Below are 22,650 nucleotides of genomic sequence, written 5' to 3'. Positions count from 1 at the left end.
CAGGCCCGAGCACTGAGAACTCTCATCACATCTCACTTGGACACACACGGCAGAGTTGCCGTGAAAAGAAGGAGCAAGACAATGACGACAAGGAAGAGCCCGCTTCGGCGGATCGCAGCTGGTGCTGGTGCCGTTGCACTGGCATTGGCAGGCGTGGCCGCACTCGGTGCCCCTGCATCAGCCGCTGGTTTCACGCCCCCCGGAGAAGGAACTGGCAGCCTAACCCTCCACAAGTACGAGAAAGACAACATGCCAGGCAACCCACTTGAAGGCGTGGTATTCACTCGCCAGTCGGTGGGAACAATGGTGGGTGGTGTCTGCACGGCTCCCGATCTCAACACACCTGCAGGGTGGGAGCTAGCCAACTCGATCATCGACAGTTTTGATGAAGTGACTGGTGCAATGGGAGTGGGATGTCTTATTGGGGCACCTACGGAGTTCCCTGCTACTCTCGCCGACGGCTCGACGACCGCGTCAGGGTTGAAGGGGCTCTATATCATCAAGGAAACCAGCCCTGGTCCCAACCTAATTGTCGCTCCTGCGGTTCCATTCATCGTTTCGGTTCCAATGCCAGTTGAAGAGGGTTCAGCGTGGGATTTCTCGGTTGATGCCTACCCCAAGAACACGCTGACCACCGTCACTCCGACCAAGACTGTTGGCGACACAAACGTTGACGGTTCAGTGGTTCCGGGAGCTTTGGTTCCATGGACCATCACCGTACCTGTCCCAGTTGCGGCCTTCCCGTACACCACGATCGAGGTATCGGACACTCCAAGTGCGGGACACACCTTCACGGCGTGGACCTCTGTCAAGCTCAACGGAATCGACCTCGATGCGGCTGACTACGACGCTACAGGGAATCCGCTGAAGCTGACCGATTCAGGCCTTGCCAAGGTGAACGCGATAGCAGCCGGAGCGACTCCCGAAGTTGCAAACCTGACCGTTGGTTTGACCACCACAGTGAACGCAGACGTCGAGCCGGGTACGCTTACGAACGAAGCGTCGGTGAAACTGAATGGCCAGACAAAACCAACCGGTGAACCACAATCTCACTGGGGCAAGATCATCGTCACAAAGCATGTGAAGGGCAATGAGAACGCTGTACTGAAGGACGCAGCTTTCAACATCTACGCAAAGGGAGCCGCTGCCACATGTGAGGCAGCGATCTCGGGTGGGGCGGCAGTCGTTGCGAGTGGCACCACCGATGTAAATGGTGAGTTCAGCAAGATTCTCTGGATCGCCAACGCGCAAGCCACGGACACGTCAGTAAAGACCAAGGCATACTGCCTTGTTGAGACTGCAGCGCCGGCGGGTTACATCCTCGATTCGACCCCACGTGAGTTCGTACTCTCCACCAACAACGCGAACCACACCACAACGGTGATGTTCCCGAACGTGAAGCCTTCTAGTGCTGAGCTTCCACTCACTGGTGCCGGTGGCACCCTGGCAATGACCGTTAGCGGCCTGGTCCTCGTAGGAGCTGGCGCAGGAGCGATCGCAGTATCGCGCCGTCGTAGCCACAAGGCTTGAGGCTAGACCACTAAGCAACTTGAGCCCAATTTGCTGGAGCAATCCGAAGCTCGAATCGCCCAGCACGTTGACCGGTTAGTCAAGTAATTGGCTAACTCACCAACTTGGCGGCGGTGCCACCCCCTGGCACCGCCGCCACGCTTATGCAATGACCAAGGAGACCCCCTTGACCGCCCCCGCAGATGAACTCGAAGCCTCGCACTCGGCAATGCCAAGTGGCCCAACCCGTGCGTCCCGGCGTAGGCGCTGGCGCTTCCCTGTTGTGCCTGCGATCGCGGGTGTCGCGATCCTGCTAGGTATGGGAATATTCCAGTATCCAGATGTGGCCTCTTGGTTTTCTCAGTACAACCAGTCGCAGCTCATAGTTGATCTTGCCGCTGAGCAGCACGACGAGACGAACCCCGAACTGCACCGTGAGATTGTCCGGGCGGACGAGTACAACAAGCTTCTGGTGGGTGGTGTGATTCTTGAGGCGAATGCTAACAAGCCCAAAGCGGAGTCGACTGCGGAGAACAGCAAGTACGACTACAACGAACTTCTTAAGGCCACAGATACCGGCGTCATGGGACGCCTCAGAGTCCCGGCAATCAATGTAGATCTACCCATCTACCATGGCACGGATGACTACACGCTGACGCAGGGCGTCGGTCACCTCCAAGGGACGGCGCTTCCCGTTGGTGGTGAGTCCCGACACTCAGTCCTCACAGCACACCGGGGGCTTCCTGAAGCAACACTGTTTAACGACCTCGACAAGGTCAAGATTGGCGACCGCTTCACCGTTGAGGTCTTCGGCGAGGTCCTCACGTACGAGGTCAATGACACTCGCGTAGTCGAGCCAGAGGACACTGATTCGCTTCGCGTGGTTCCCGGCGAAGACCTCGTCACCCTGGTGACCTGCACGCCGCTTGGCCTCAACACCCACCGCATCCTCGTCACCGGTGCGCGCGTCACCCCAACCCCCGTGGAGGACATCCAAGCCGCAGGTGAACGCCCCGACATCCCAGGTTTTCCGTGGTGGACGGTGATCCTCGGAGGAACGATCGTCGCTGTGGGAATCTACGTCTGGCGCGCAGGCTACCCAAGGAAGACTGCAGCCGATGCACCCGGCGCAGGTGAATCGTCGAAAATCAGTGACGGGCAGGGCGAAGCGCCGTAGGCGCGCCACACACCAACCAACTGGCCCCAAGTTATGCCGTGACGGTCGCCGCAATGCAGATCGCGAGCATGCCAAACCAGGCTATGGCGCCACAGATGGCATGCACAGCGGGAGCAGGGCGGCGGAAACTGAGGACGTCACGTGCGGCCGCAAAGTAGGGAACTGAGCCTACAACGGACATGCGCGAGCGATACGACGCGAACATGACGAGGTCGCCGAACGTTTGACCTGCAGTGATGACGGCGAATGTCGTCCATGCGAGAGCAAGTTCTTGGGTCACAATGAATGACACCCACAGCGCGATGCTGGTGACTTGAAGGATTGCGTGAGTGACAAGTTTGAACGTGGGGAATTCGGCATCGTTCTGGCGCCACCAGTGCACGAGCATGCTCAATCCAATGCTCCCGGTGACCAGCAAGAATGCGAGATCGACAAGCGCGAAAGCCACTATGCCCATACCGCGAAAATACTCCTCGTTGGCGCGTTCAACAACCGCAAGGTTCGCGGTTGGCTCAGCCGCGTTATCCAACAGCAAGAAGGTGAGGCGGCGCACTGACCGCGGGCGCGGCTTGCACTGCACGTTACAATGGCAAAGCATGAGTGAGCGCAGAGCAGTAAGCGCAGAGCGCCGCGGATAGCGGCTGGCCCTTTGGAGGTGGTTCCCGATGAGTGATAGTCACAGTCGATCGTCGTACGCCACCGAGAAGTTGTAGCGCGTCACCCTTCCTCGCAGGCGGTTCTTCCACTTTGACGCGATCTCGCCTGCCATAAAATGTGCTGAAGACTCGCCTAGTTAGGCCGAGTTTTGTGCCATGTGTGCACGCGCCCCAAACCAGAAAAGGGGTCTTACCATGGTCTTTACCGAAACCGAAGACTTCACTGCCGAGGTGCAGGAACTCCTCCGCACCCGAAACTTCACCGAACTGGCCGCGCGCCTGCGTGCGCTCGAATCCCACGAGGTCATCGACCTGATCGATGACTTACCCATTGTTGATGCAGCCGTGACGTTCCGGTTGCTCGCCAAGAATGAGGCGTGGAAGGTGTTCGACGGGTTGGACTCTGGATCTCAAACCGAACTGATCGCGGAGCTCGGCGCGGAAGAGCTCACCGAGGTGTTCAAGGAGCTCGACCCCGAAGAGCAGGCCTGGCTGCTTGACGAGGTGCCAGCCAAGGTAGCCAAGCGGATCGTGGGACAACTCGAGCCTCAGCAACTCGCGCGAGCCAACCGGCTCTTGGGATATCCGTCCGGATCCGCCGGACGCCGCATGAGTCCGCAAGCCGTCACCGCGCTTCCCGAGGACACCGTGGCGCAGGTCCTCTCCCGCGTGCGCAGGTCCACCGCGGACATGGACCGACTGTCCATCATTCCGGTGATCACGCGTTCTCGCCGGCTGGTTGGCGTGATCTCGCTGCTCACGCTTGTGCGCAGTGCGAGCGAAGAGCAGGGGAGCCCAGACGAAACCATCGGCAACCTCATGGACGCTAATGTGTGGGCCGTGACCACCACGGACGATGCAGAGATCGTGGCTCGCGAAGCCCTCGATGACGGAATCCTCCTGGTGCCCGTGGTGGACAGCGAGAACCGGCTCGTGGGAATCTTCCCCATTTCCGACGCGGCCCGAATCGACCGCGAGGCCGTCGCCGAGGACCACGCCCGTCAAGGTGGTGCTGAGCCGCTGCGCAGGCCCTACCTGCTGACTTCCGTGTTCGGCGTGGCTAAGTCGAGGATCGTGTGGCTGCTCGTTCTGGCCATCTCAGCAGTCCTCACCGTGCAGGTTCTGGAGATGTACGAGACCACGCTTGCCGAGGTCGTTGCACTCGCGCTGTTTGTCCCTCTACTCACCGGAATCGGCGGAAACACAGGCTCGCAGGCCGCCACGACAGTGACTCGCGCGATCGGGCTTGGCGACGTCGCCGCTCGGGACGTGGGCAAGGTCGCGTTCAAGGAAATGCGCACTGGACTGATGCTCGGCGCGATTCTCGCGGTGCTCGCTTTCGCGATCGCTGCGCCGTTCTACGGCCCCTCGATCGGGGCCGTCATCGGTCTGACGCTGCTGGTCAACTGCCCTACAGCGGCCACGGTGGGTGGCGTGATCCCGCTGGTTGCGCGGGCCTGCAAGGTCGACCCCGCAGTATTCTCCACCCCATTCATCTCCACGTTCTGCGACGCCACCGGCCTAGTCGTGTACTTCACGATCGCTCGCGCGATTCTTGGGCTGTAGCCATCGAACGGATGATTATCGATCCGTTCGATGCCCAACGGATGGATAATCATCCGTTCGATGACGGGGCGGGCTGGAGGGGAAGTGGCGTGCAAGGATCTGTTCATGCTGGGCCCTTGCTGAGCGGATGTCAGAGGCCGGTTTTATGCTGGAATGGTACTCACACTTCGAGGGGGAAACATGGCTCTGAAAGCTGCAATGGTTAGCGTTCTGGTTGATGACCAAGAGCGTGCGCTCGCGTTCTATACGGAGAAGCTCGGCTTTGAAAAGAAATCCGACATCCGCAATGACGGCTACTGGTGGGTCACCGTCACCGCTGCCGGCGATCCGCAGGGCGTCGAGCTTGTGTTGGAGCCGTTGGGTCACCCCGCATCGATTCCGTATCAGCAGGGACTCAAAGCGGATGGCATCCCGCTGATCCAGCTCACCACGGATTCTGTGTCCGCTGAGGTTGAGCGGTTGAAAGGACTTGGCGTCACCGTTGTCTCCGAACCGCAAAATTACGGCGTGTGGTCCGCAACGATCGATGACACCTGCGGCAACCTCATTCAGATCGTGGGTGGCGAATAGCCCGGGGAAGGCGTCAGGGTGTGAGGGCGTCAGGGCGTGAGGTAAGCGTGACGCGACGCTGCGCGCACAGGCCGACGCACAATCGCGTGGCGACCTAACCCCGCAGGGATCGGCCGCCACGCGATCGCACGTTAGTCGGCGACGACCTCGCTCACCGGCTCCGCAACTGCGATGGGTTCTGCTGGAACTGGAGTGGATCGTCGAGAATCAGAGCGGCCACGCACAAGCGGGACGAACCCGAATGCGGCAACGATAGTTGCCGCAGCAACTAGCCACGGATAGGCAACCACTCCGAGAAGCGCCGCGATAATCGCGGCAGTGAATACCTGCGGGACGTTGAACATGACGTTCATTGCGGCGCCGCTGCGGCCTTGAAGGTTGAGTGGAAGCTCAAGCTGACGCAGGGTCACGGTGGCCACGATCATGAGTGGCATTGACACTCCGAGCAGCACGATCGCCACCAGAACGACCACAAAGTTCTGCACTGTCAACGCCGCGAACGAGAGCACGAACAAGGAAAGGCCCACGGCCATCATCTTGTCGTACCCCCAGGCCTTGAGCAGGCGGGCAGCGTTGAGGCCAGAGATCACCGCGAACACGCCCTGCACGGAAATGAACACTGAGAGCATTTCGGGGCGCAAGCCGAGACCCGTGTCGAGGATTGGAAAGACGAGGGCGTTAATGGCACCACCGGCGGTGACCGCGAACGTGAGCGCGAGGACGTAGCGCCACAGGCGCGGCTTCGCACGCATCGCACTGAAGCCCTCGAGTGAGGTGTGGATCCAGTGCTTCTCGCTCGATACTTCGTTCTTGGTCTCCTTGATCTTGAGCGATGCAATCAGGAACGCGTAGATCAGGAAGGTTGCGGCTGTAAAGAAAAGGATCGGGCGGATGCCCCAGAGGGCGAACACGCCGGCGGCCGCGAGAGGCGCAACAATGCGCAAGCCCTGGTCGATGCTGCCGAACAGTCCGTTCGCTGCCGCGAGGAGATTGTCAGGCAGAGTGTCACGCAGAAGGCCACCCTGTGCGGAGGCGTTGACGTACGTGGCCAACGAATACACAAACGTGACGGCGTAGATCAGCCACATCTGAGACGCATCAGTGACTAGGAGCAGCGAGAGAACAGCCAGAGCGATACCAACATTGGTGAACGCGATGATGCGCTTGCGCGAAAACTTGTCCGCCATGAGGCCGAATGCCGGAGCAAAGAGTGCTGGAATGCCGAGGACGATGAACACGGACGCTGCAAACACATCCGAGTCTGTGAGGGTCTTAACCCAGATACTGATGGTGAGGAACAGCGCGGAATCGCCGACGTTGCCGATCGACCACGCTGTGAGGAGCTTGCGGTATGCGGGAATCCTGAGGGCATCTTTGGTGGTGCCAAATTCTGAGGTGTCGAGGGCGTCGGTCATGACGTTTCCTTTGGAGGCTCTGCGGCTTGTGTGGGCTCCGCGTTGGCGTTTGGCCCTGGGATAGTAGTGCCGCTGGGTAGGTAGTGTGCGAGTTCCGGAGTGCTCGCCAAGAAGATCGTGTTTCGCACTGCGCCCTCTGGCCGCAGTGACGGATCGGCGTTACGTCCACGGAACTTTTCGAGCTGAGCAAAGAAACCTTCGATCAGTTCCTTGTGCTCCTCCTCGGTGAGCCACGTCGCGGTGGTGGCGAGGATCGAGCGTTCGATTGCGTCCTGCGGTAGCGATGGTGCGGCCTGCAGGAATGCCTCAATGCGGGCTGAGGTTTGATGCACCACGGCCGTGCCGAGGGCAGAGATTGCGGGGAGTGATTCGCGGTCGGTCGGATCAAAAGTCTGCGACCGGTTCCTCGAGACAACCTGCCATGGACGGCTCTTGGAGTCGTGCGACTTGGCGCGTTCGATGTACTTGTGTTTGGCCAGTGTGCGCAAGTGGAAAGAGCAACTCGCCACGGACTCACCGATGGCCTCTGCGCACTGCGTGGCGGTCGCCGACTCTACGGAGCCCAGATACTCAAGCAGCGATAACCGGATCGGGTGCGCCAAAGCGCGGATGCGGGTGGGGTCGCTGGTGACGTCTGCTGATTCATCGAAGGTGCCCATGAGTCAACGGTAAATGCTAAAGAACTCTTTAGCAAGACTTCTTTAGCATTTTCTTGCGGACGGTTTTCCGTGGGCACGTCCACGTCCGCGTCCGCGTCCGCGTCCTCGTCCACGCCCTCGATCTCGCACGAGAGTATTGCTGAGCCCACTCTCGATGGGGTGGTGGTTCCGTGGCCGGGTGCGGTGCGATGCGATGCGGTGCGATGCGATGCGGTGGGTGGTGAGATAGCCATACATCGACAGGGAAGGGGCAGCAGGGCAGCAGGGAAGGGGCAGCAGGGCAGCAGGGAAGGGGCAGCGGGGCGACAGGGAAGGGGTAGCAGGGCAGGAGAGGTTAAGCCCGGTCGACGATGACGCCCAGCAGCTCCCGGGCAGGCAAACTCAACCGGTGAACCGGCCCGTTCCACAAGGCCGTGAGGGGGCGACGAAGCACCTGGCCCTCAAACTCGATCGCCACGAGCTTGCCCAGCGAGACGTCGTCGCGAACCGAGTGGATGCTCATGACGGTTGGCGCAATTCCGGCGGCCACCGCTGAGCGGATCGCAGCGGAGGTGCCCAGTTCAAGCGCCGCAACCGGAGCGCCCAACCCCGCGGATTCCAAGGCGCGCTCAAGCGTGTCGCGGGTGCCGCTTCCCGGCTCACGTAAGACGAGGGGCATGCCGGCAATATCGTCGAGAATCAGAGGCGCTGTGCGCCGAGCCAGTTTGTGCCGCGGCGAGACCACGAGCACCAAATCATCCTCAAGGAAACTGGCGCGGCTGAGGTCGCCGGGGATGGTGGGCGTCTCGATGAAGCCGATGTCCACGGCGCGCTCGCGGACCAACGCAATGACGTCCCGCGAGTTCGCTACATGTGCATGAATGCTGGGCGCCGTGTCTTGTGGAGAAGTAAGCGCGGCCCGTTGCTGCGCCTTGAAGCGCATGAGCCAACCCGGAACGAGGTGCTCGGCAATGGTTTGGGACGCGGCGATGTCCACGCTCTCACCACGGGTAACACTCAGCGCTGCGATCGCCTGAGCCAGCACGTCCGCTTGCTCGAGCAACCGGTCGATGGCGGGGAGGAGTGCGACACCGGCCTCCGTCACGGCGATGCCCTGGGGTGAACGCGTGAACAGCACAGCCCCGACCAGCGACTCGATCGATCGCATCCGCTGCGACATCGCCTGCTGCGACACGCCCCACTCCTTGGCCGCTGCGGAAAAGCTGCCCTCGCGAATAACGGATTTGAGCATCGCAAGAGCGGGTAGGTCGGGGACGTGGCTGAGATTCATGAGGGTCACGAGGTTGGGGCCTCCCAGCGAGCAAGCAAGCGAGGGTGGAGGAGGGGGCACAGGCAGTCCGGATCTCGTCCGGAGGGGCAACAAGTTTTGCTTGTGGCCCTTCAAGTGTAAAACCCCTACTGGGTGGCGCGCGACCGGCGCAGAATTGTTACATGGCGTTAAGCGATCTCCTCACCCCTGCCCAAGCAGTTCCCCAACTCACACATACCCCGGCCAAGCCGCCACGCAGCAAGCTTGACCCGCGCTCCTTCGCGGGACTCGGCCTAGCAGTCCTCCTCGCCGTGGTCGCGACTGGCCTTGGCACGCTCGTTCCAGCTGTGGGCGCCGTCCCGTTCGGCATCGCACTGGGTATCGCGCTCGCGGCTATCGCGCCGCAGGTCCGCAGGTTCTCCCGCGGCTTTAAGTTTTCGTCCTCCACGCTGCTGCAACTCGCGGTCGTCTTGCTCGGTGTGCGCCTCTCCCTCAGCGACGTCGCCCGTGTCGGTTTTCAGACCCTCCCCGTCATGCTCGGCACGCTTGCTGTCTGCCTGGGAGCGGCATATCTGCTGACTAAATGGCTCGATATCCCGCGCCGCCTCGGCACCCTCATAGGTGTGGGTACGGGAATCTGCGGCGCCACAGCGATCGCCGCAGTTGCGCCGATCATCGGCGCCACCGCCGCCGAAATTACGTACGCCGTGTCCACGATTTTCGTGTTCAACATTGCCGCGCTGTTCGTCTTCCCGATCATCGGGCACGCCGCCGGCATGGATATGACCACGTTTGGCATCTTCGCCGGAACCGCCGTCAACGATACGTCGTCCGTGGTGGCCACTGCCGCCTCGTTCGGCCTCGCGGCCATGAACGTGGCCGTTGTGGTTAAGCTGGTCCGCACCCTCATGATCGTTCCGATCACGATGTCGCTCGCGGCAATGGAGGCCCGTAGGGCCTCACAGATTAACGACGATCGAGTCACCCCGCTTCAGCCTGCCACCACCAGCGTGGCCGCGCGGTTCGGGCGTGGATTGAAGTTGATCCCCACGTTTCTGATCGTCTTTCTGCTGGTCGTGGTTACCAACTCGACTGGGATCATTCCAGGGTCAGTGGGAGAACCTATCGGTCAGATCTCCTCTTTCCTGATTACGGTGGCGCTGTGCGGGATCGGTCTCGGCACGGACTTTGCATCGTTGCGTAAGACGGGATGGAAGCCGCTAGGTTTGGGCGCAATCCTGTGGGTGTGTGTGACTGTTTCAGCGCTGGGAATCTTGGCGCTGTCCAATTGACTCGGTAAGGGAGTCTTTGGCATGCGGGTGAACCCGCTCAGGGCCCCGTGTGTTAGCGCCGGCGGGTGAGTAGGCTACTTGGAGGAGTTGGAACCGCACGGTTGCGCGTGGCTCGGGCCCCGATCCGTGTTCGCACGCTTGCTCAACTCATCGAGCTCACACCACAACGATCACACCACAACGAAGTGAGGTTCGCATGGCACGCCTAGGAATGGTCACGGTTGATTGCGTTTCCGCTCGAGATCTTGCGCAGTGGTGGGCGGATCGCCTGGGTGGAAGCGTCATCGATGACTCCGACGGCTGGTTCTGCATGGTGACACACGGTGAGGGGCAGCCGCTCCTCGGGTTTCAGAAGGTAGATGACCCCACGCCCGGGAAGAACAAGATGCACTTGGATCTCAGCGCGACAGTAGAAGAGGGCGGACGCGAGGCGGCTGTGGCCAGCTTTATCGAGGCGGGCGCCGTACACGTATCGACCCAAGGTGAGCCCGGGCAATTCCAGTGGGATGTCCTCACGGATCCCGAGGGTAACCAGTTCTGCATCTCGAACCCCCACTGATCAACAACTAACAAAGAAATAGGTGCTTGTGACTACCGGTGTGATGCTCCCGCGCAATATCGCGGCTGCGGATGTCATTGGATTCGCCCAGAAGGCCGAGCGGCTTGGTTTTGACGAGGTCTGGGTGGTGGAAGACTTGGGCTACCGAGGCGGGATCGCGCAGGCGGCTGCAGTCCTAGCCATGACCAGCACGATCCGGATTGGTATCGGTATTCTGCCGGCTGGAGCACGCAATGCTGCCTTCGACGCGATGGAACTTGCCACACTGGAGCAACTGTTCCCGGGACGAGTCGATGCCGGAATCGGGCACGGCATGCCGGGCTGGATGAAGAGCGTCGGTGCGTGGCCTAAGAGCCCGCTGGGGTTGCTCGAAAAGCACGTGAACGCAGTGCGGGGCCTCATGGCCGGGGCAGGCGTGGACGTGGCGAGCGGAGCCCTGTCCGATGCTCCGAACGCTGTCAGACTGGACCACACTGCTGTCCCCGCGGCCGTTCCGGATTTCCTTCTGGGCGTGCGCGGACCCAAGTCCCTCGAGTTGTCAGGTCGGATTGCTGAGGGCACGATTCTGGCCGAGCCGGTCTCGCCTGAGTATCTGCGGGCCGCACTGGTCTCAATCGGCGCCGGTGTGTCCGACAGAGGCGATGAGTCGGTGGCGCCGCCACGCACCGGGGATCACCGGGTGGTTGCCTACAACTTTGGCGTGATCGAAGAATCGGACGAAGCTGCTATCGAGCGCCTGCGTCCGTCCCTTGGAGGAATGGCAACGGTGGACGTTGCGCCACACATCAACCCCATGCCGTTCGCGCAGGAGTTCCGCGAACTGGCGCAGCAGTGTGCAACCCCAGAGGAGTTCACCGCGCGGATGCCGGGCGAGTGGATCCTGCAACTGGGGTTGGTGGGGACTGTCGAGCGAGTACGTAAGCGTATGGACGAGCTGACCGCTGCGGGAGCGAACTCAAACGTGTTTATCCCCATGCGGGCTAACGCGATGGATGCACTCGACGAGTTCGCTGCGGCGCTGTAACTCCTGCTTAGGACAGGGTCAGGAAGAGCTTCTCTAGCTCGTCCAGGGTGAGGCGTGAGTTTGGGGCGTCGTCCGACTCGTCAGAGTTGCCCGGATCCATCACGCAGTCCTTCATGGCGGAGGAGATGATGGCGAATCCGGCCTTGTCCAGTGCGGACGAAATTGCGGAGAGCTGCATGACCACGTCGCGGCACTGAGCCCCACCCTCTAGGTTGCCGATGAGTGCAACGAGCTGACCGTTGGCGCGCTTGAGACGGTTGACAATGCGCTTGCGCGCGGCGATGCCCTCTGGGCTCTCGTTATCCATGTGGAAATTCCTTTTTGTTTCTGGTCCAAGGCACTGCGCCCGGTCCAGTGTGACGTATCTCTGCTTCACAGCATATACCCCCGGGGGTATATAGTGAAGCCGTACTCGATCACAATTGGAGCTCACATGACAACCAATGCACAGCCTGAAACCCAGTCGGTTCAGCGTCTCGTAGTCGTTGGCGGAGTCGCAGGCGGCATGAGCAGCGCTGCCCGTGCACGTCGACTCAGCGACTCTACGGAGATCATCGTCCTTGAACAGGGCGCCGAGGTCTCGTTCGCAAACTGCGGACTCCCATACTTCGTGGGAGGCGAGATCCAAGAGGAGAGCGCACTCCGCGTACAGACCACCGCCTCACTCAAGGCGTCGCTCAACCTCGATGTCCGCACGCACTCCAAGGTGATTGCACTCGACGCCGCCAAGCGTGAGATCACCGTGGACGGCCCGGACGGACAGAACACACTGACGTACGACGCCCTCGTGCTCTCCCCAGGTGGCGTCGCTGCAACCCCACCTATCACCGGTCTGAACGACTCCCACCGAGTCAAGACCCTGCGCACCGTTCCCGACGCAGTCGAGTTGCGCGACATCGTTGACTCGGGCGCCAAGCGTGCCGTTGTCCTCGGTGCCGGGTTCATCGGACTCGAAGCGGCAGAGGCCCTCGCAATGCGTGGACTCGACACCACCATTGTGGAGCTCGCCCCACACGTTCTTCCTCCACTCGAGGACGAGCTTGCAACTCTCGCCACCAACGCACTGCGTGACCTCAACATCACCGTCCGTGCAGGAGTTGGCGCACAGGCAATCGAGTCCGGCGCAGACCACGACGTGGTTGTGCTCTCCGATGGAACCCGCCTTGACGCAGACCTCATCGTCCTTTCCGTGGGAGTGCGCCCAGACACCGCAGTGTTTGAGCAGGCTGGAATCGCAGCCGAGCGCGGTTCGATCGTCATTGACGAGCACGGCCGCACCAACCTTGAGGGCGTCTACGCAGTGGGTGACGCTACGGTTTCCACGCACGCAATCACCGGTGCCCGCCGTCCAGTAGCTCTTGCTGGACCAGCGAACCGCGCAGGACGTCTCGTCTCCGACTTCATCTTCAACCCATCTACCGCGCGTGAACTGCCTAAGCCAAAGGCAACTGCAATCGTGCGCATCGGTGAGTACGGCGTTGCAATGACCGGAGCCAACTCGAGCGAACTCAAGGCTGCCGGAATCGAGTTTGAGACCGTGCACCTCCACCCACTCAACCACGCTGGCTACTTCCCAGGTGCGCAGAACATCGCGCTCATCGTGCACTTTGCGCCGGTGACCGGACAGATCCTCGGCGCCCAGGCAGTGGCAAAGGAAGGCGCTGACAAGCGCATCGACGTGATCGCAACCGCGATCCGCGGTGGCCTGACCATCACCGACCTGATCGACATCGATCTCTCCTACTCCCCGCCATTTGGTTCCGCCAAGGACCCAGTGAACCTCGCGGGCATGATGGGAGAGAACGTCCTCACCGGGACCACCGAGCTGTGGTACCCGGGCGAGCTCACCGCCGTCCTCGACGACGCACTCCTGCTCGACGTTCGCGGCGCGGGCGAGTTTGCTCAGCGCCACGTGCGCGGAGCGGTCAACATCCCCCACATCCAGGTGCGCGAGCGCCTCGACGAGATCCGCGAACTCGCAGGTGACCGTCCAGTCCGCGTCATGTGCCACTCGGGAATGCGTTCCTACATTGCGCACCGCATCCTCGACCAAGCAGGCTTCGACTCCAAGACCCTCTCGGGCGGAATCGTCACGCTGAGCTCATGGCTCGGCGACGACGCCTCCGACGTACTCGAGATCGCCTGACCTGACGATCCGGGGCCAAGCCCGGTCAATCGTCGATAAGCAAGGAAGGCTGCGCAGCAGCCAAACAACCCATCAAAGTGAGGAAAAAAACTATGTGCCGTCCAGTAAATTGCAAGGTCTGCGGCAAGACCACTTGGGCCGGATGCGGCCAGCACGTGGACTCCGTCAAGGCCAGCGTTCCAGCAGGTCAGTGGTGCAACGGACACGAGGGCGAGCAGGCAGCTGCAGGCGAGGGTGGATTCTTCTCCCGACTGTTCGGCAAGAACTGAGGCTCGGCTCTACTAGGGCTTCCAGGCGGCCGGTCGGCGCGGATCCAGCAAATATGCTGCCGCGTCGACCGCCGCCTTTTTTAGCGCCTGCAAAGGCGCCGAGGAGATCCGCCACTGCTGCCAGTACAGCACCACGTCCACGTGCCCGGGCAGGGCCACGAGCTCGCCGGAGTCCAGGAGCCCGCGCACCTGGAGCTCCGGGGTGAGGCCCCAGCCGAGTTCCTGGCGTTGCGCCTCGATGAAGGCCAGATTCGAGGGGATGTAGTGGTGCGGCGGGGTGGCGTCCCCGCAGCCGCGAGACGCGAGATACAGGGCCTGCAGGTCGTCTTTCCGGTCAAATGCGAGCATCGGAGCCCGCTGGAGCGCTAGGCGGAGTGCGTGGCTGTCCTTGAGGTTCGGTGGGAACCATTGGGCAACAAACTCAGGGGAGGCCGTAGCGAGGTACCGCATGACGCCGAGGCGCGTGGATTCGCATCCTTGGACGGGCTCGGCGGTGCTCGTGATGCCGGCCATGACCGTGCCTGCGCGCAGCAGGGAGGCGGTGTGATCTTGGTCGTCGCGAAGAATGTGGAAGGTGGCGGTGTCACGCACGGAGGAGAGCACCTCGACCAGCCAGGTGTCGATCGAATCGGCATTCGCGGCAATGGAAATCTCGGGGAGGCGCGTGGCTTCCTGGGGGAGGGCCTCGATCGTGTTGTCCACGATGGCGCGGATCTGGCGCGCGGCCTGGAGGTACGAAACCGCTGCTGGCGTTGGGGTGACGGGCTTTCCGCGCTGCAACAGCACGCGGCCGGCACGCTCCTCAAGAGTCTTGATGCGCTGCGAGACCGCGGACGGCGAGATGCGCAGAACTGCCGCTGCGCCATCGAACGAGCCCTCGTCGACCACGTGGAGGAGGGTCTCGAGGTGGTCAATCCCAATACGCACTTAAGAATCCCTTCATTATCTTTAGTTTCATTAACTGTTTTTATTTTCGCACGCTCTTTACTGTAAACGGGTGCTCTCCACCCCCACACTCTTCGCCGGATTCGGCTTTGGCCTCTCGCTCATCGTGGCGATCGGCGCTCAAAACATCTACGTCCTGCGCCAAGGCCTGCTCAAGAAGCATGTCCTCCCCGTCATCGCCGTATGCATCATTAGCGACGCGCTCCTCATCGCGGCGGGCGTGGCGGGTTTCGGCGTGCTCGTGGACCGGGTGCCGTGGCTCGTCACGTTCCTCCGAGTGTTCGGCTCTGCGTTCCTGCTGTACTACGCGTACGGTGCGTTCCAGCGAGTGCTCAAGCCGGAAGCCATGGTTGCAGGCGGCGGGGGATCGGGGTCCCTGCGAGCGGCAATGCTCGGGATTCTCGGAGTCACCTACCTCAACCCACACGTCTATCTCGACACGATCGTTCTCATGGGTTCTGTGGCCAACAGCCACGGGGACCTCAAGTGGACGTTCGGCGTGGGCATGATGGCGGCTTCGCTCGTGTGGTTCATATCCCTGGGGTTCGGCTCTCGGCTCATCCAGCCGTTCTTTGCCAAGCCCGGTGCATGGCGGTTCCTCGATTCCACGATCGTGATCATCATGGTTACCTTGGCTATCTCTATCCTGGCGCCGCTCGCGGGGGTCGACGGCAAGTAGGTGGTGACAACTCCACCTGGGCCTCGATGGGGAGGTCTCTCCTTTTTGAACATTTCACCTTCCAAACAAACTAGTGTTGCCGCAAAGCACTGGTATTTGGCCGTTCCCCCGGCCGCCACCTGCGTCTCGCTTCGGCCCGTGCACATCACCACGTGAACTAATGGAAACTCGCCGTTTCCAGCACACCAGCGTGCGTGATTGCATGCGGAGTTCCGCACGGATCTCGGGACGTCACGCAATGCAGGGCTCTTCCCCCGAGCCCAAGGAAGGTCGTTGAGATGAGTGGGCTGTTCCCCAATCAGTTGTTGTCCGGACCAAGAGGTCGCCGCCTCTTGCTCGAGCTAGCCTGTGCCCGAAACCAGACACTCGAAGAGCTCATGTACGTGAACTACGTATCGGAGCTGACCGCAGGGGATCGCGCGCGGGTAGTGGTAGAGCTCGCGCGTGCCACCGCTCAACTCGAGCAGTCTCCTCCCAACGAGTTCGAGCTCCTCCTAGCTCTTCGAGAATCCACCGCCCGGGCAATGTACTGGCAGGAGCCAGACAGCGAGGACAAGCTCCTCGCACAGCCCACGATCATCTCCGCGCTCCGCCCTCTTGCCGCGATCCTCGCGCCCTTTAGCCCAAGTTGGTGGACCTCTCCCATGGGCGCCGGCCAGCGCCGAATCCAGGACGCTGGCGGGATTGACCTCAATCAGAATGAGGCCTGGCAGGCCGGAGCCGGCGTGCGTCAGTGGTATCAGATGGCCATGGCGGAGGAACGCCACTCCGAGGACTTCATCCCGGACCCCCGCGCCAACTACACGGGCATGTGGTGGTCAACGCCTTCACACCCGTCGGTTCCGGTAACCACCCAACTGATTGACGGCCTCGGCCCGGTCGGACTGTGGACCCAAGAAGACCAGATCCAGTCCGAGTTCGCGGTCACGTACCCAATCACTTTGATCGGCCCGTGCAGGGTCCTCGAAATCACCAACACCCAGGACTACATCAACCTCGTTGAGCGCTACCCGCTGCGCATGACACGCTCCCGCCTCCACGACTGGTACCGCGTCACTGGAGCAACCGACGAGTGGTTCATTCCGCACTGGGGTCTGATCGCCAAGGATTACGAGGCCGTTCACCTCACCACCGCCGCGTACCTTGAAACCGCCACTCGCAGGCTCCCGGTCATGGGCGGCTCAACGATGCTCGCAGGATGGTCGCCGGATGTGACCTACTGGGTGGGTAACAGCGCGGTCCTCGGTGGACGCGCTGAGGAATGGCAGCACCAGCGCGGTGAGGCAACCGACCACTGGCTGGCCGCCTAGACACAGGCTAGGCCCTGCGGTCCCGGTCCAAACCTGCGCGCACAGGCGAGCCCGGGGCCGAGGAGCCCATACAGAGGAAGGCGGCGACCAACCCGATTGGGTTGGTCGCCGCCTTCCTCTCGTACTGGTCTACGTGAGACTAGTCAGGGCTACTTGCCATCCTTGGCATCGTCGACCGCGTCCTTCGCCTTGTCCACCGCATCAGTCACAGCGTCCTTGGCATCCTCGGCGGCGTCAACGATCGCGTCCTTGACTGAGGCCGCCGTCTTGCGAGCTCGAGTGGAGGTCTTCTTGACCGCGTCCTTGACGTCTTCCGTCTTGTCCGCGATTGCGTCCTTGACGTCCTCGACGGTGTCGGCCAGTGATTCCTTCATGTCCACCACCGAGTCGGCGAGGGAGTCCTTGGCGTCGTCGAACTTTTCAGTAACGGTGTCAGCAGCGTCCTGCGCGGTGTCGGCTGCGTGAGCCGCTGCGGTGGATGCGGTGTCGGACACGTTGCTCGCGAACGCGGCGGCGGAAGCGCTAGCACCTGAAACGGTTCCTGCTACGTCGTCGGAGAAACGGAGGGATTGGTCCTCCTGCTCCCATGGCTCAGCCCATGGGTCGGTGGTTGGCTGCGAACGGCGCCACAGCACGTATGCGCCACCTGCAGCGGCGACACCACCTGCGATGAGCCAGCCCTTGCCGGACTTCTTGGATGACTTGTCTGCCTTCGCGGCAGCATCTGCGAGCTTGTCTGCTCCGGTCTTGGAGGCCTTCTCCACGGATGCTGCGAACTTGGCTGCCTGCTTGGCTGTCTTCTTGGAGACCTTCTTGCTGGACTTAGCGGTGGTGTCGAGTGCGGCACCTGCAGCGGCGGCAGCGGAAGCGGAGAGCTTCTCTACCGTCTCACTGATCTTGTCGCCATCGATTGCGTCTGCGGCCTTGGCTACGGTTTCGGCGGTGGCTGTGCCTGCACGGTCTGCTGCCTCGTTGAATGCGGTGACGAGCTTTGGCAGCAGGTCATCTACGAGTTTGTCGTGCGCGGTGTCGATGGCTGGTCCAACCTTCTCGGCGGCCTTCTCCACCTTCGGAGCGGTCGCCTTGACGGTGTCGTTCCAGGCTTGCTCTACCTTTGGCGTGGCCCATTCGATGAAGGCCTCGAGCTTGGGCTGGCCCCAGTCGCGCGCGTCAACGAAGGCGTCCTTTGCCTTAGCTGCGAACTCTTGAGCGATCTCGCCGGCGTGGGCGGCGCCCTCAGTGATCGCGGCGGCAACCTCTGAGGCCTGATCCTTCAGCATCTCAGCATCGATCTTCTCGGCCGGCTTGGTGAACTTCTTGGTTGTGTCAGACATGTAGTTCTCCTCAAGAATGATGGGTGCTCCTCCTAACTTTGCCACTCCGCGTGGTTCTTTGCACTAACAATCACCCGGGATCGTGGTGTATTTCCCTCGCGTTCGGCTCAAAAGGTCGCATTCCCCGAAGATCTGGGTGGTTCTCACCACAGAGGTGCGGATTTTGGCGCGGCCAAAGAGGCCGCAACCAGCGAGTTTGGCGGTGCACGTGTAACCAGTTCAACGCTTTAACTCGTCAAAAGGTTGCAACTTCGTGGAAGAATGAGGACATGTTTGCAACTCTGCACACCACTGCTGGTGACATTCGTATCGAACTGTTCCCGAACCACGCTCCCAAGACCGTTGAGAACTTCACTGGTCTCGCTAAGGGAACCAAGACGTGGACTGACCCAAAGACTGGTGAGGAAAGCAACGCACCGTTCTACGACGGACTGATCTTCCACCGTGTCATCCCTAACTTCATGATTCAGGGTGGCTGCCCACTCGGCACCGGAACCGGTGGCCCTGGCTACACCTTCAACGACGAGATCCACCCCGAACTCACGTTCTCCAAGCCTTACCTGCTCGCTATGGCGAACGCTGGTAAGCGCATCAGCCCAATCACTGGACAGCCTGCTGGCACCAACGGCTCGCAGTTCTTCGTGACCACGGACGCCACCACCTGGCTCAACGGCAAGCACACCATCTTCGGTGAGGTTGCAGATGACGCTTCCAAGGCAGTGGTTGACGCGATCTCCGCTACGCGCACCCGCCCAGGCGACCGCCCAGTTGAGGACATCGTCATCAACTCGGTCACCATCGAAGACTGACCATTAGTATGTGAATGGCCGGGCACTTATGTGCCCGGCCATTCGTTTTTTGTGTGGCCGCGCGTTCGCGCTCGGTGGTTTTTCTGATTAACGACGATCTTTGTTGCCTTCTGTGTGATTGGAACCCCATGTCGATGCCCCAGTTTGGTAGTGGTTCAGCGCCTGGCGCGGCGCCTTCGTGCAAGAACCACCCGGACCGTGTCACCTACGTGCGCTGCCAGCGCTGTGGAGACCCGATCTGCCCTGAGTGTACGAACCAGGCGGCGGTTGGCGTGCAGTGCCCTCAGTGCGTGCGCGAGGGTTCGCGTGCCGTGCGGGCCAAGACCACGATGGCGGGCGCTAAAGTCACGGACGGCAGGCCCGTGGTCACGATGACGATCATCGGTATCTGCGTGGTCATGTTCGTTGCCCAGTTGGCGTTGGGGTGGGACAAGTTCACCTCGGAGCTCGTGTTTGCTCCGTCCCGAGCGCAGGCTGAGCCTTACCGGTTCATCACCGGCGCGTTCTTGCACGCGGCCTCCGGTGGCTGGCTCGTCCACATCCTGTTCAACATGATGGCGCTTTGGGCGATCGGCCCTCAGCTTGAGGCGATGCTGGGCCGCTGGCGTTACATCGTTCTGTATCTACTTGCGGCCATCGGCGGAAACGTTTCTGTTCTGATGTTCTCGAGCATCCAGTCGGGGACCTGGAACGTGGGCACGCTCGGCGCCTCGGGTGCGATCTTCGGCTTGTTTGGGGCATTGGTTCCTGTGATCCGCAAGGTTGGCGGTGACATGCGCTCGATCTACGGCCTCATCGGAATCAACCTGGTGATCGGGTTCATCGTGCCGAATGTGTCGTGGGAAGGTCACCTTGGTGGACTGATCACCGGTATGGCACTGGGCTACCTGTTTGTGCGCGCGCCCAAGGATAAGCGCATGCTTTACTCGGTCGGTGGAAGCGTCCTGGTGTTCGCTATCCTCGTGGGATTGTCCCTGTGGAAGTTCGCTCAGTTCAACGCGATTCTGTCCTCGTTTGGGATTGGGTAGTGCGTTCGGCGAGTTACACGCCTGTAGTTATCAACACCTGTGGATAAACATGTGCATAAGCGGGTGTGTGCATGTGGAAAAGCAGGGGGAGAGTGTTGAAAACGCGCAATCTCATGTGCACAAAGCTGTGAAAACTCCCTGTGTGCGAACGCCTGTTCGATAGCCTCCTCCAGCACCCAGCCCAGCACCCAGCCCGGCCTCCAGCCCGGCCTCCAGCCCGTCCGCCAGCAACGAGAGTGGGCTCAGGAATACTCTCGTGTGTTTTTGGCGGGGCGGTATGTGAGGCGATGGGTTGCTGCGCTGGGTCGGGACCACGATCGTCGAAAATAAGAAGCACCCGAAGGGTGCTCTTAAGCGCGAACCGCTCAACTTGCCGAAGGCGATAGGAAGCGCGAGCCAGCCGTTTGCCACCCGGCTAGCAGCTCTCCGAAACGAAAGAACGCAAAGAGCCCGCTTGCCACCAGGCAAACGGGCTCTCTGAGAAGCAGGGGGGGACTAGCGCCAGCGCGTAGCCAAACCAAGCCCACCGAGCATCAGCGCGAAACCAACTGCGAGGTTCCACTGGCCGATCCAAGGCAGTGGAAGACCCCAGCGTGACGAAGTCAGGTAGTACACAACTACCCATACAACTCCGAGGATCAGCAGAGTAACCATGGTTGGCACGAGCCACGCAGGGTTGCCTTCGATCTTCTTAGGCTGTGGGGTCTTGGCCTCTTCAGCGCTCGATGCGACGGCCTTCTTCTTGCGAGATTTTGACTCGGGCACTTTCCGACTCCTGTCAATGTAAAAACACAGCGATGTGCACTAGCCTAGTGGCTGAGCGGTTAATTAAGTATTCTACGGACTGGAACATGGCAGAAACACCACAGCAGAGACGACCAAAGGTGATGCAAGTGCTGTCGATTGCCGTGGTCATAGCCCTCTCAGCCATGATGTTTTCCGCCTCCGCGGCATTGACCAAGAAGGACTCGGGGCGACACCCTGAAGACCTGAGCGACCTGGTGCGCGTTGAGATGAAGCGGCAAGACGAACTCGCCGAAAGAACGGACGCACTTCGCGCCAAGTTCGACGAACTCACCGCACAACAGGCCAACACCCTGCCCGCCGTGGACAAAGAAATCCAGCTCGTCTCCGGAATCTCCACCGGGTTAACCCCGGTTTCGGGCCCCGGAATCCAGGTGGTCCTCACCGACGCACCACCTCAGGCTCAGAACCTTGAGGGCTGGAACCCCGACGACCTCGTGGTCCACCAGCAGGACCTCCAAGCAGTCATCAATGCGCTGTGGGCGGGCGGGGCCGAATCCATGACTCTCCAGGGCCAGCGCGTCACCCCGCTCACCGCCTTCAAGTGCGTGGGCAACGTTCTGCTCCTGCACGGTCAGGTGTACTCGCCTCCCTTCAAGGTCGAGGCCATCGGAGACTTGGACTCCCTGACCGCTGCACTCGATGCGTCCCCGGCGATCACGACCTACAAGCAGTACGTCCAAGCCGTCGGACTCGGCTGGTTCACTCAGCCGCTGGACAACATTGAGATGCCCGCAGCCACCAACATCTCGACCCTGAAGTTCGCCACGGTGCCGCAGGGCACCGACGTCTGGGACTAGTCGACGCCACCGCGCGAGCGCGCGGTATGCTCGGACTCAACTTTCAGTCAGCCTCTTCGCGCACCACAAAGGTGAATGTCATGACCAAGATTCTTGTTGTCGACAACTACGACTCGTTTGTGTACACGATCGTGGGATATCTCAACGAGCTCGGCGCGGAGACAGTGGTTGTCCGCAACGACCACGTGCCGCCCGTTAAAGAGCGCGGTGAGTTTGACGGTGTGCTGATCTCTCCCGGCCCGGGCACGCCCGCCGAAGCCGGCCAGTCCATGCAGGTCATTCGCGACTGCGCGGCCAGCGGAACGCCCATGCTGGGCGTGTGCCTCGGCCACCAGGCGCTCGGAGAGGTCTACGGGGCCGTTGTAACGCACGCTCCCGAGCTCATGCACGGCAAGACGAGCCAGGTTACCCACAACGCCCACGGGGTCTTTAGCGGGCTTTCCTCGCCGTTTACGGCCACACGCTACCACTCGCTCGCGGTTGTGAACGACACCGTGCCTGCGGAACTGGAAGTCACTGCGTCCGTGGACTCGGACGCAGGCCCGATCATCATGGGCCTCAAACACCGCGACCTGCCGCTCTACGGGGTGCAGTTCCACCCCGAGTCCGTGCTCACCGTGGGCGGCCACCGGCTGTTCGCTAACTGGCTCGAGGCCTGTGGCTCCACCGAGGCCGTAGCGAAGTCCGCGGGGCTGGCCCCGCTGTTCCGCAAGTAGCGCCCCTCTCCAACTTTTTTCGCCGAGATCCTAGTTGCGGCGGTGAGTTCCTAGCTGATAGCTAGGAACTCATTGGTGCAAGTAGGATCTCGGTTTTATTTTCGACGATCGTGGGCACCTCCCAGCGCAAGGCT

General features: G+C 61.3%; 24 protein-coding genes. 16 read left to right on the top strand and 8 right to left on the bottom strand.

Going from position 1 to position 22,650, the window contains the following annotated elements; translation table 11 throughout:
• Window positions 1-81: 81 nt before the first annotated feature.
• A complete protein-coding gene (locus HGSM_RS02590; protein WP_019147180.1) occupies window positions 82-1,530 on the top strand; it encodes a SpaH/EbpB family LPXTG-anchored major pilin in 1,449 nt (482 codons plus the stop codon).
• Window positions 1,531-1,696: 166 nt separating this feature from the next.
• Window positions 1,697-2,686 carry a class C sortase gene (locus tag HGSM_RS02585; RefSeq protein ID WP_019147179.1) on the top strand — a complete coding sequence of 330 codons (990 nt, stop codon included), beginning with the start codon at window positions 1,697-1,699 and terminating at the stop codon, window positions 2,684-2,686.
• Window positions 2,687-2,717: 31 nt separating this feature from the next.
• Here the strand turns inward: HGSM_RS02585 and HGSM_RS14725 are convergent, their stop codons facing one another.
• Window positions 2,718-2,978, bottom strand: coding sequence for a hypothetical protein (locus HGSM_RS14725; RefSeq protein ID WP_230197467.1), 261 nt, complete (start codon window positions 2,976-2,978; stop codon window positions 2,718-2,720).
• A gap of 33 nt (window positions 2,979-3,011) precedes the next feature.
• On the opposite strand from HGSM_RS14725, the gene HGSM_RS14720 reads away from it, so the two are divergent.
• The 3 genes from HGSM_RS14720 (at window position 3,012) to HGSM_RS02570 (ending at window position 5,478) form a co-directional block, all read left to right on the top strand.
• A complete protein-coding gene (locus tag HGSM_RS14720; protein WP_230197466.1) occupies window positions 3,012-3,242 on the top strand; it encodes a hypothetical protein in 231 nt (76 codons plus the stop codon).
• A gap of 295 nt (window positions 3,243-3,537) precedes the next feature.
• Window positions 3,538-4,908, top strand: coding sequence for a magnesium transporter (gene mgtE / locus HGSM_RS02575; RefSeq protein WP_019147177.1), 1,371 nt, complete (start codon window positions 3,538-3,540; stop codon window positions 4,906-4,908).
• A gap of 180 nt (window positions 4,909-5,088) precedes the next feature.
• Window positions 5,089-5,478 carry a VOC family protein gene (locus HGSM_RS02570; protein WP_019147176.1) on the top strand — a complete coding sequence of 130 codons (390 nt, stop codon included), beginning with the start codon at window positions 5,089-5,091 and terminating at the stop codon, window positions 5,476-5,478.
• A gap of 131 nt (window positions 5,479-5,609) precedes the next feature.
• Here the strand turns inward: HGSM_RS02570 and HGSM_RS02565 are convergent, their stop codons facing one another.
• The 3 genes from HGSM_RS02565 to HGSM_RS02555 form a co-directional block, all read right to left on the bottom strand.
• Window positions 5,610-6,893 (bottom strand): MFS transporter, encoded by a 1,284-nt coding sequence (locus HGSM_RS02565; protein WP_019147175.1) that lies wholly within the window; start codon window positions 6,891-6,893, stop codon window positions 5,610-5,612.
• Window positions 6,890-7,552 carry a winged helix-turn-helix domain-containing protein gene (locus HGSM_RS13535; protein ID WP_019147174.1) on the bottom strand — a complete coding sequence of 221 codons (663 nt, stop codon included), beginning with the start codon at window positions 7,550-7,552 and terminating at the stop codon, window positions 6,890-6,892. The genes HGSM_RS02565 and HGSM_RS13535 overlap by 4 nt, the downstream gene beginning before the upstream one ends.
• A 334-nt stretch (window positions 7,553-7,886) precedes the next feature.
• The gene (locus HGSM_RS02555; protein WP_040594527.1) at window positions 7,887-8,822 is read right to left on the bottom strand and encodes a LysR family transcriptional regulator; all 936 of its coding nucleotides are present in this window, start codon (window positions 8,820-8,822) and stop codon (window positions 7,887-7,889) included.
• A gap of 161 nt (window positions 8,823-8,983) precedes the next feature.
• Between HGSM_RS02555 and HGSM_RS02550 the strand changes: the two genes are divergently transcribed.
• From HGSM_RS02550 to HGSM_RS02540, 3 genes are all read left to right on the top strand, one after another.
• The gene (locus HGSM_RS02550) at window positions 8,984-10,093 is read left to right on the top strand and encodes a YeiH family protein (protein WP_019147172.1); all 1,110 of its coding nucleotides are present in this window, start codon (window positions 8,984-8,986) and stop codon (window positions 10,091-10,093) included.
• A 196-nt stretch (window positions 10,094-10,289) separates the two neighbouring features.
• Window positions 10,290-10,652, top strand: coding sequence for a VOC family protein (locus HGSM_RS02545; RefSeq protein ID WP_019147171.1), 363 nt, complete (start codon window positions 10,290-10,292; stop codon window positions 10,650-10,652).
• A 28-nt stretch (window positions 10,653-10,680) separates the two neighbouring features.
• On the top strand, window positions 10,681-11,676 hold the full coding sequence (locus HGSM_RS02540) for an LLM class flavin-dependent oxidoreductase (RefSeq protein ID WP_040594525.1): 996 nt from the start codon (window positions 10,681-10,683) through the stop codon (window positions 11,674-11,676).
• A gap of 7 nt (window positions 11,677-11,683) precedes the next feature.
• Here HGSM_RS02540 and HGSM_RS02535 read toward each other — a convergent pair whose 3' ends face one another.
• Window positions 11,684-11,983 (bottom strand): metal-sensitive transcriptional regulator, encoded by a 300-nt coding sequence (locus HGSM_RS02535; protein ID WP_019147169.1) that lies wholly within the window; start codon window positions 11,981-11,983, stop codon window positions 11,684-11,686.
• A 126-nt stretch (window positions 11,984-12,109) separates the two neighbouring features.
• Here HGSM_RS02535 and HGSM_RS02530 point away from each other — a divergent pair, with 126 nt between their 5' ends.
• Together HGSM_RS02530 and HGSM_RS14560 are read left to right on the top strand one after the other, a co-directional pair.
• Window positions 12,110-13,822 (top strand): FAD-dependent oxidoreductase, encoded by a 1,713-nt coding sequence (locus HGSM_RS02530; RefSeq protein ID WP_019147168.1) that lies wholly within the window; start codon window positions 12,110-12,112, stop codon window positions 13,820-13,822.
• A 92-nt stretch (window positions 13,823-13,914) separates the two neighbouring features.
• Window positions 13,915-14,091 (top strand): hypothetical protein, encoded by a 177-nt coding sequence (locus tag HGSM_RS14560; RefSeq protein ID WP_195891321.1) that lies wholly within the window; start codon window positions 13,915-13,917, stop codon window positions 14,089-14,091.
• Between the two features lie 12 nt (window positions 14,092-14,103).
• Here HGSM_RS14560 and HGSM_RS02525 read toward each other — a convergent pair whose 3' ends face one another.
• Window positions 14,104-15,018: a LysR family transcriptional regulator ArgP gene (locus HGSM_RS02525; RefSeq protein ID WP_019147166.1), complete on the bottom strand. Its 915-nt coding sequence runs from the start codon at window positions 15,016-15,018 to the stop codon at window positions 14,104-14,106.
• Between the two features lie 70 nt (window positions 15,019-15,088).
• Here HGSM_RS02525 and HGSM_RS02520 point away from each other — a divergent pair, with 70 nt between their 5' ends.
• Window positions 15,089-15,715: a LysE/ArgO family amino acid transporter gene (locus HGSM_RS02520; protein ID WP_019147165.1), complete on the top strand. Its 627-nt coding sequence runs from the start codon at window positions 15,089-15,091 to the stop codon at window positions 15,713-15,715.
• 278 nt (window positions 15,716-15,993) lie between these two features.
• Window positions 15,994-17,025: a hypothetical protein gene (locus HGSM_RS02515; RefSeq protein ID WP_019147164.1), complete on the top strand. Its 1,032-nt coding sequence runs from the start codon at window positions 15,994-15,996 to the stop codon at window positions 17,023-17,025.
• 149 nt (window positions 17,026-17,174) lie between these two features.
• On the opposite strand, the gene HGSM_RS13530 is transcribed toward HGSM_RS02515, so the two are convergent.
• Entirely contained in the window at window positions 17,175-18,359 is a 1,185-nt protein-coding gene (locus HGSM_RS13530; protein ID WP_154646214.1) for a hypothetical protein, read from the bottom strand.
• Window positions 18,360-18,628: 269 nt separating this feature from the next.
• Between HGSM_RS13530 and HGSM_RS02505 the strand changes: the two genes are divergently transcribed.
• Window positions 18,629-19,168, top strand: a complete 540-nt coding sequence (locus tag HGSM_RS02505) for a peptidylprolyl isomerase (RefSeq protein WP_019147162.1) — start codon at window positions 18,629-18,631, stop codon at window positions 19,166-19,168.
• Between the two features lie 128 nt (window positions 19,169-19,296).
• Entirely contained in the window at window positions 19,297-20,196 is a 900-nt protein-coding gene (locus HGSM_RS02500; RefSeq protein WP_019147161.1) for a rhomboid family intramembrane serine protease, read from the top strand.
• A gap of 495 nt (window positions 20,197-20,691) precedes the next feature.
• On the opposite strand, the gene HGSM_RS02495 is transcribed toward HGSM_RS02500, so the two are convergent.
• A complete protein-coding gene (locus HGSM_RS02495; protein ID WP_019147160.1) occupies window positions 20,692-20,961 on the bottom strand; it encodes a cell division protein CrgA in 270 nt (89 codons plus the stop codon).
• Window positions 20,962-21,047: 86 nt separating this feature from the next.
• Between HGSM_RS02495 and HGSM_RS02490 the strand changes: the two genes are divergently transcribed.
• Together HGSM_RS02490 and HGSM_RS02485 are read left to right on the top strand one after the other, a co-directional pair.
• Window positions 21,048-21,800 (top strand): DUF881 domain-containing protein, encoded by a 753-nt coding sequence (locus HGSM_RS02490; RefSeq protein WP_040594253.1) that lies wholly within the window; start codon window positions 21,048-21,050, stop codon window positions 21,798-21,800.
• 80 nt (window positions 21,801-21,880) lie between these two features.
• Window positions 21,881-22,516 carry an anthranilate synthase component II gene (locus HGSM_RS02485; protein ID WP_040594522.1) on the top strand — a complete coding sequence of 212 codons (636 nt, stop codon included), beginning with the start codon at window positions 21,881-21,883 and terminating at the stop codon, window positions 22,514-22,516.
• The last annotated feature ends 134 nt before the right edge of the window (window positions 22,517-22,650 follow it).

This window comes from Timonella senegalensis JC301 (assembly GCF_000312125.1).
In the GTDB taxonomy this organism is placed as follows: Bacteria; Actinomycetota; Actinomycetes; order Actinomycetales; family Cellulomonadaceae; genus Timonella; species Timonella senegalensis.
Note: the sequence above shows the minus strand (reverse complement) of the source record. Positions and strands in the feature narration are given on the sequence as shown.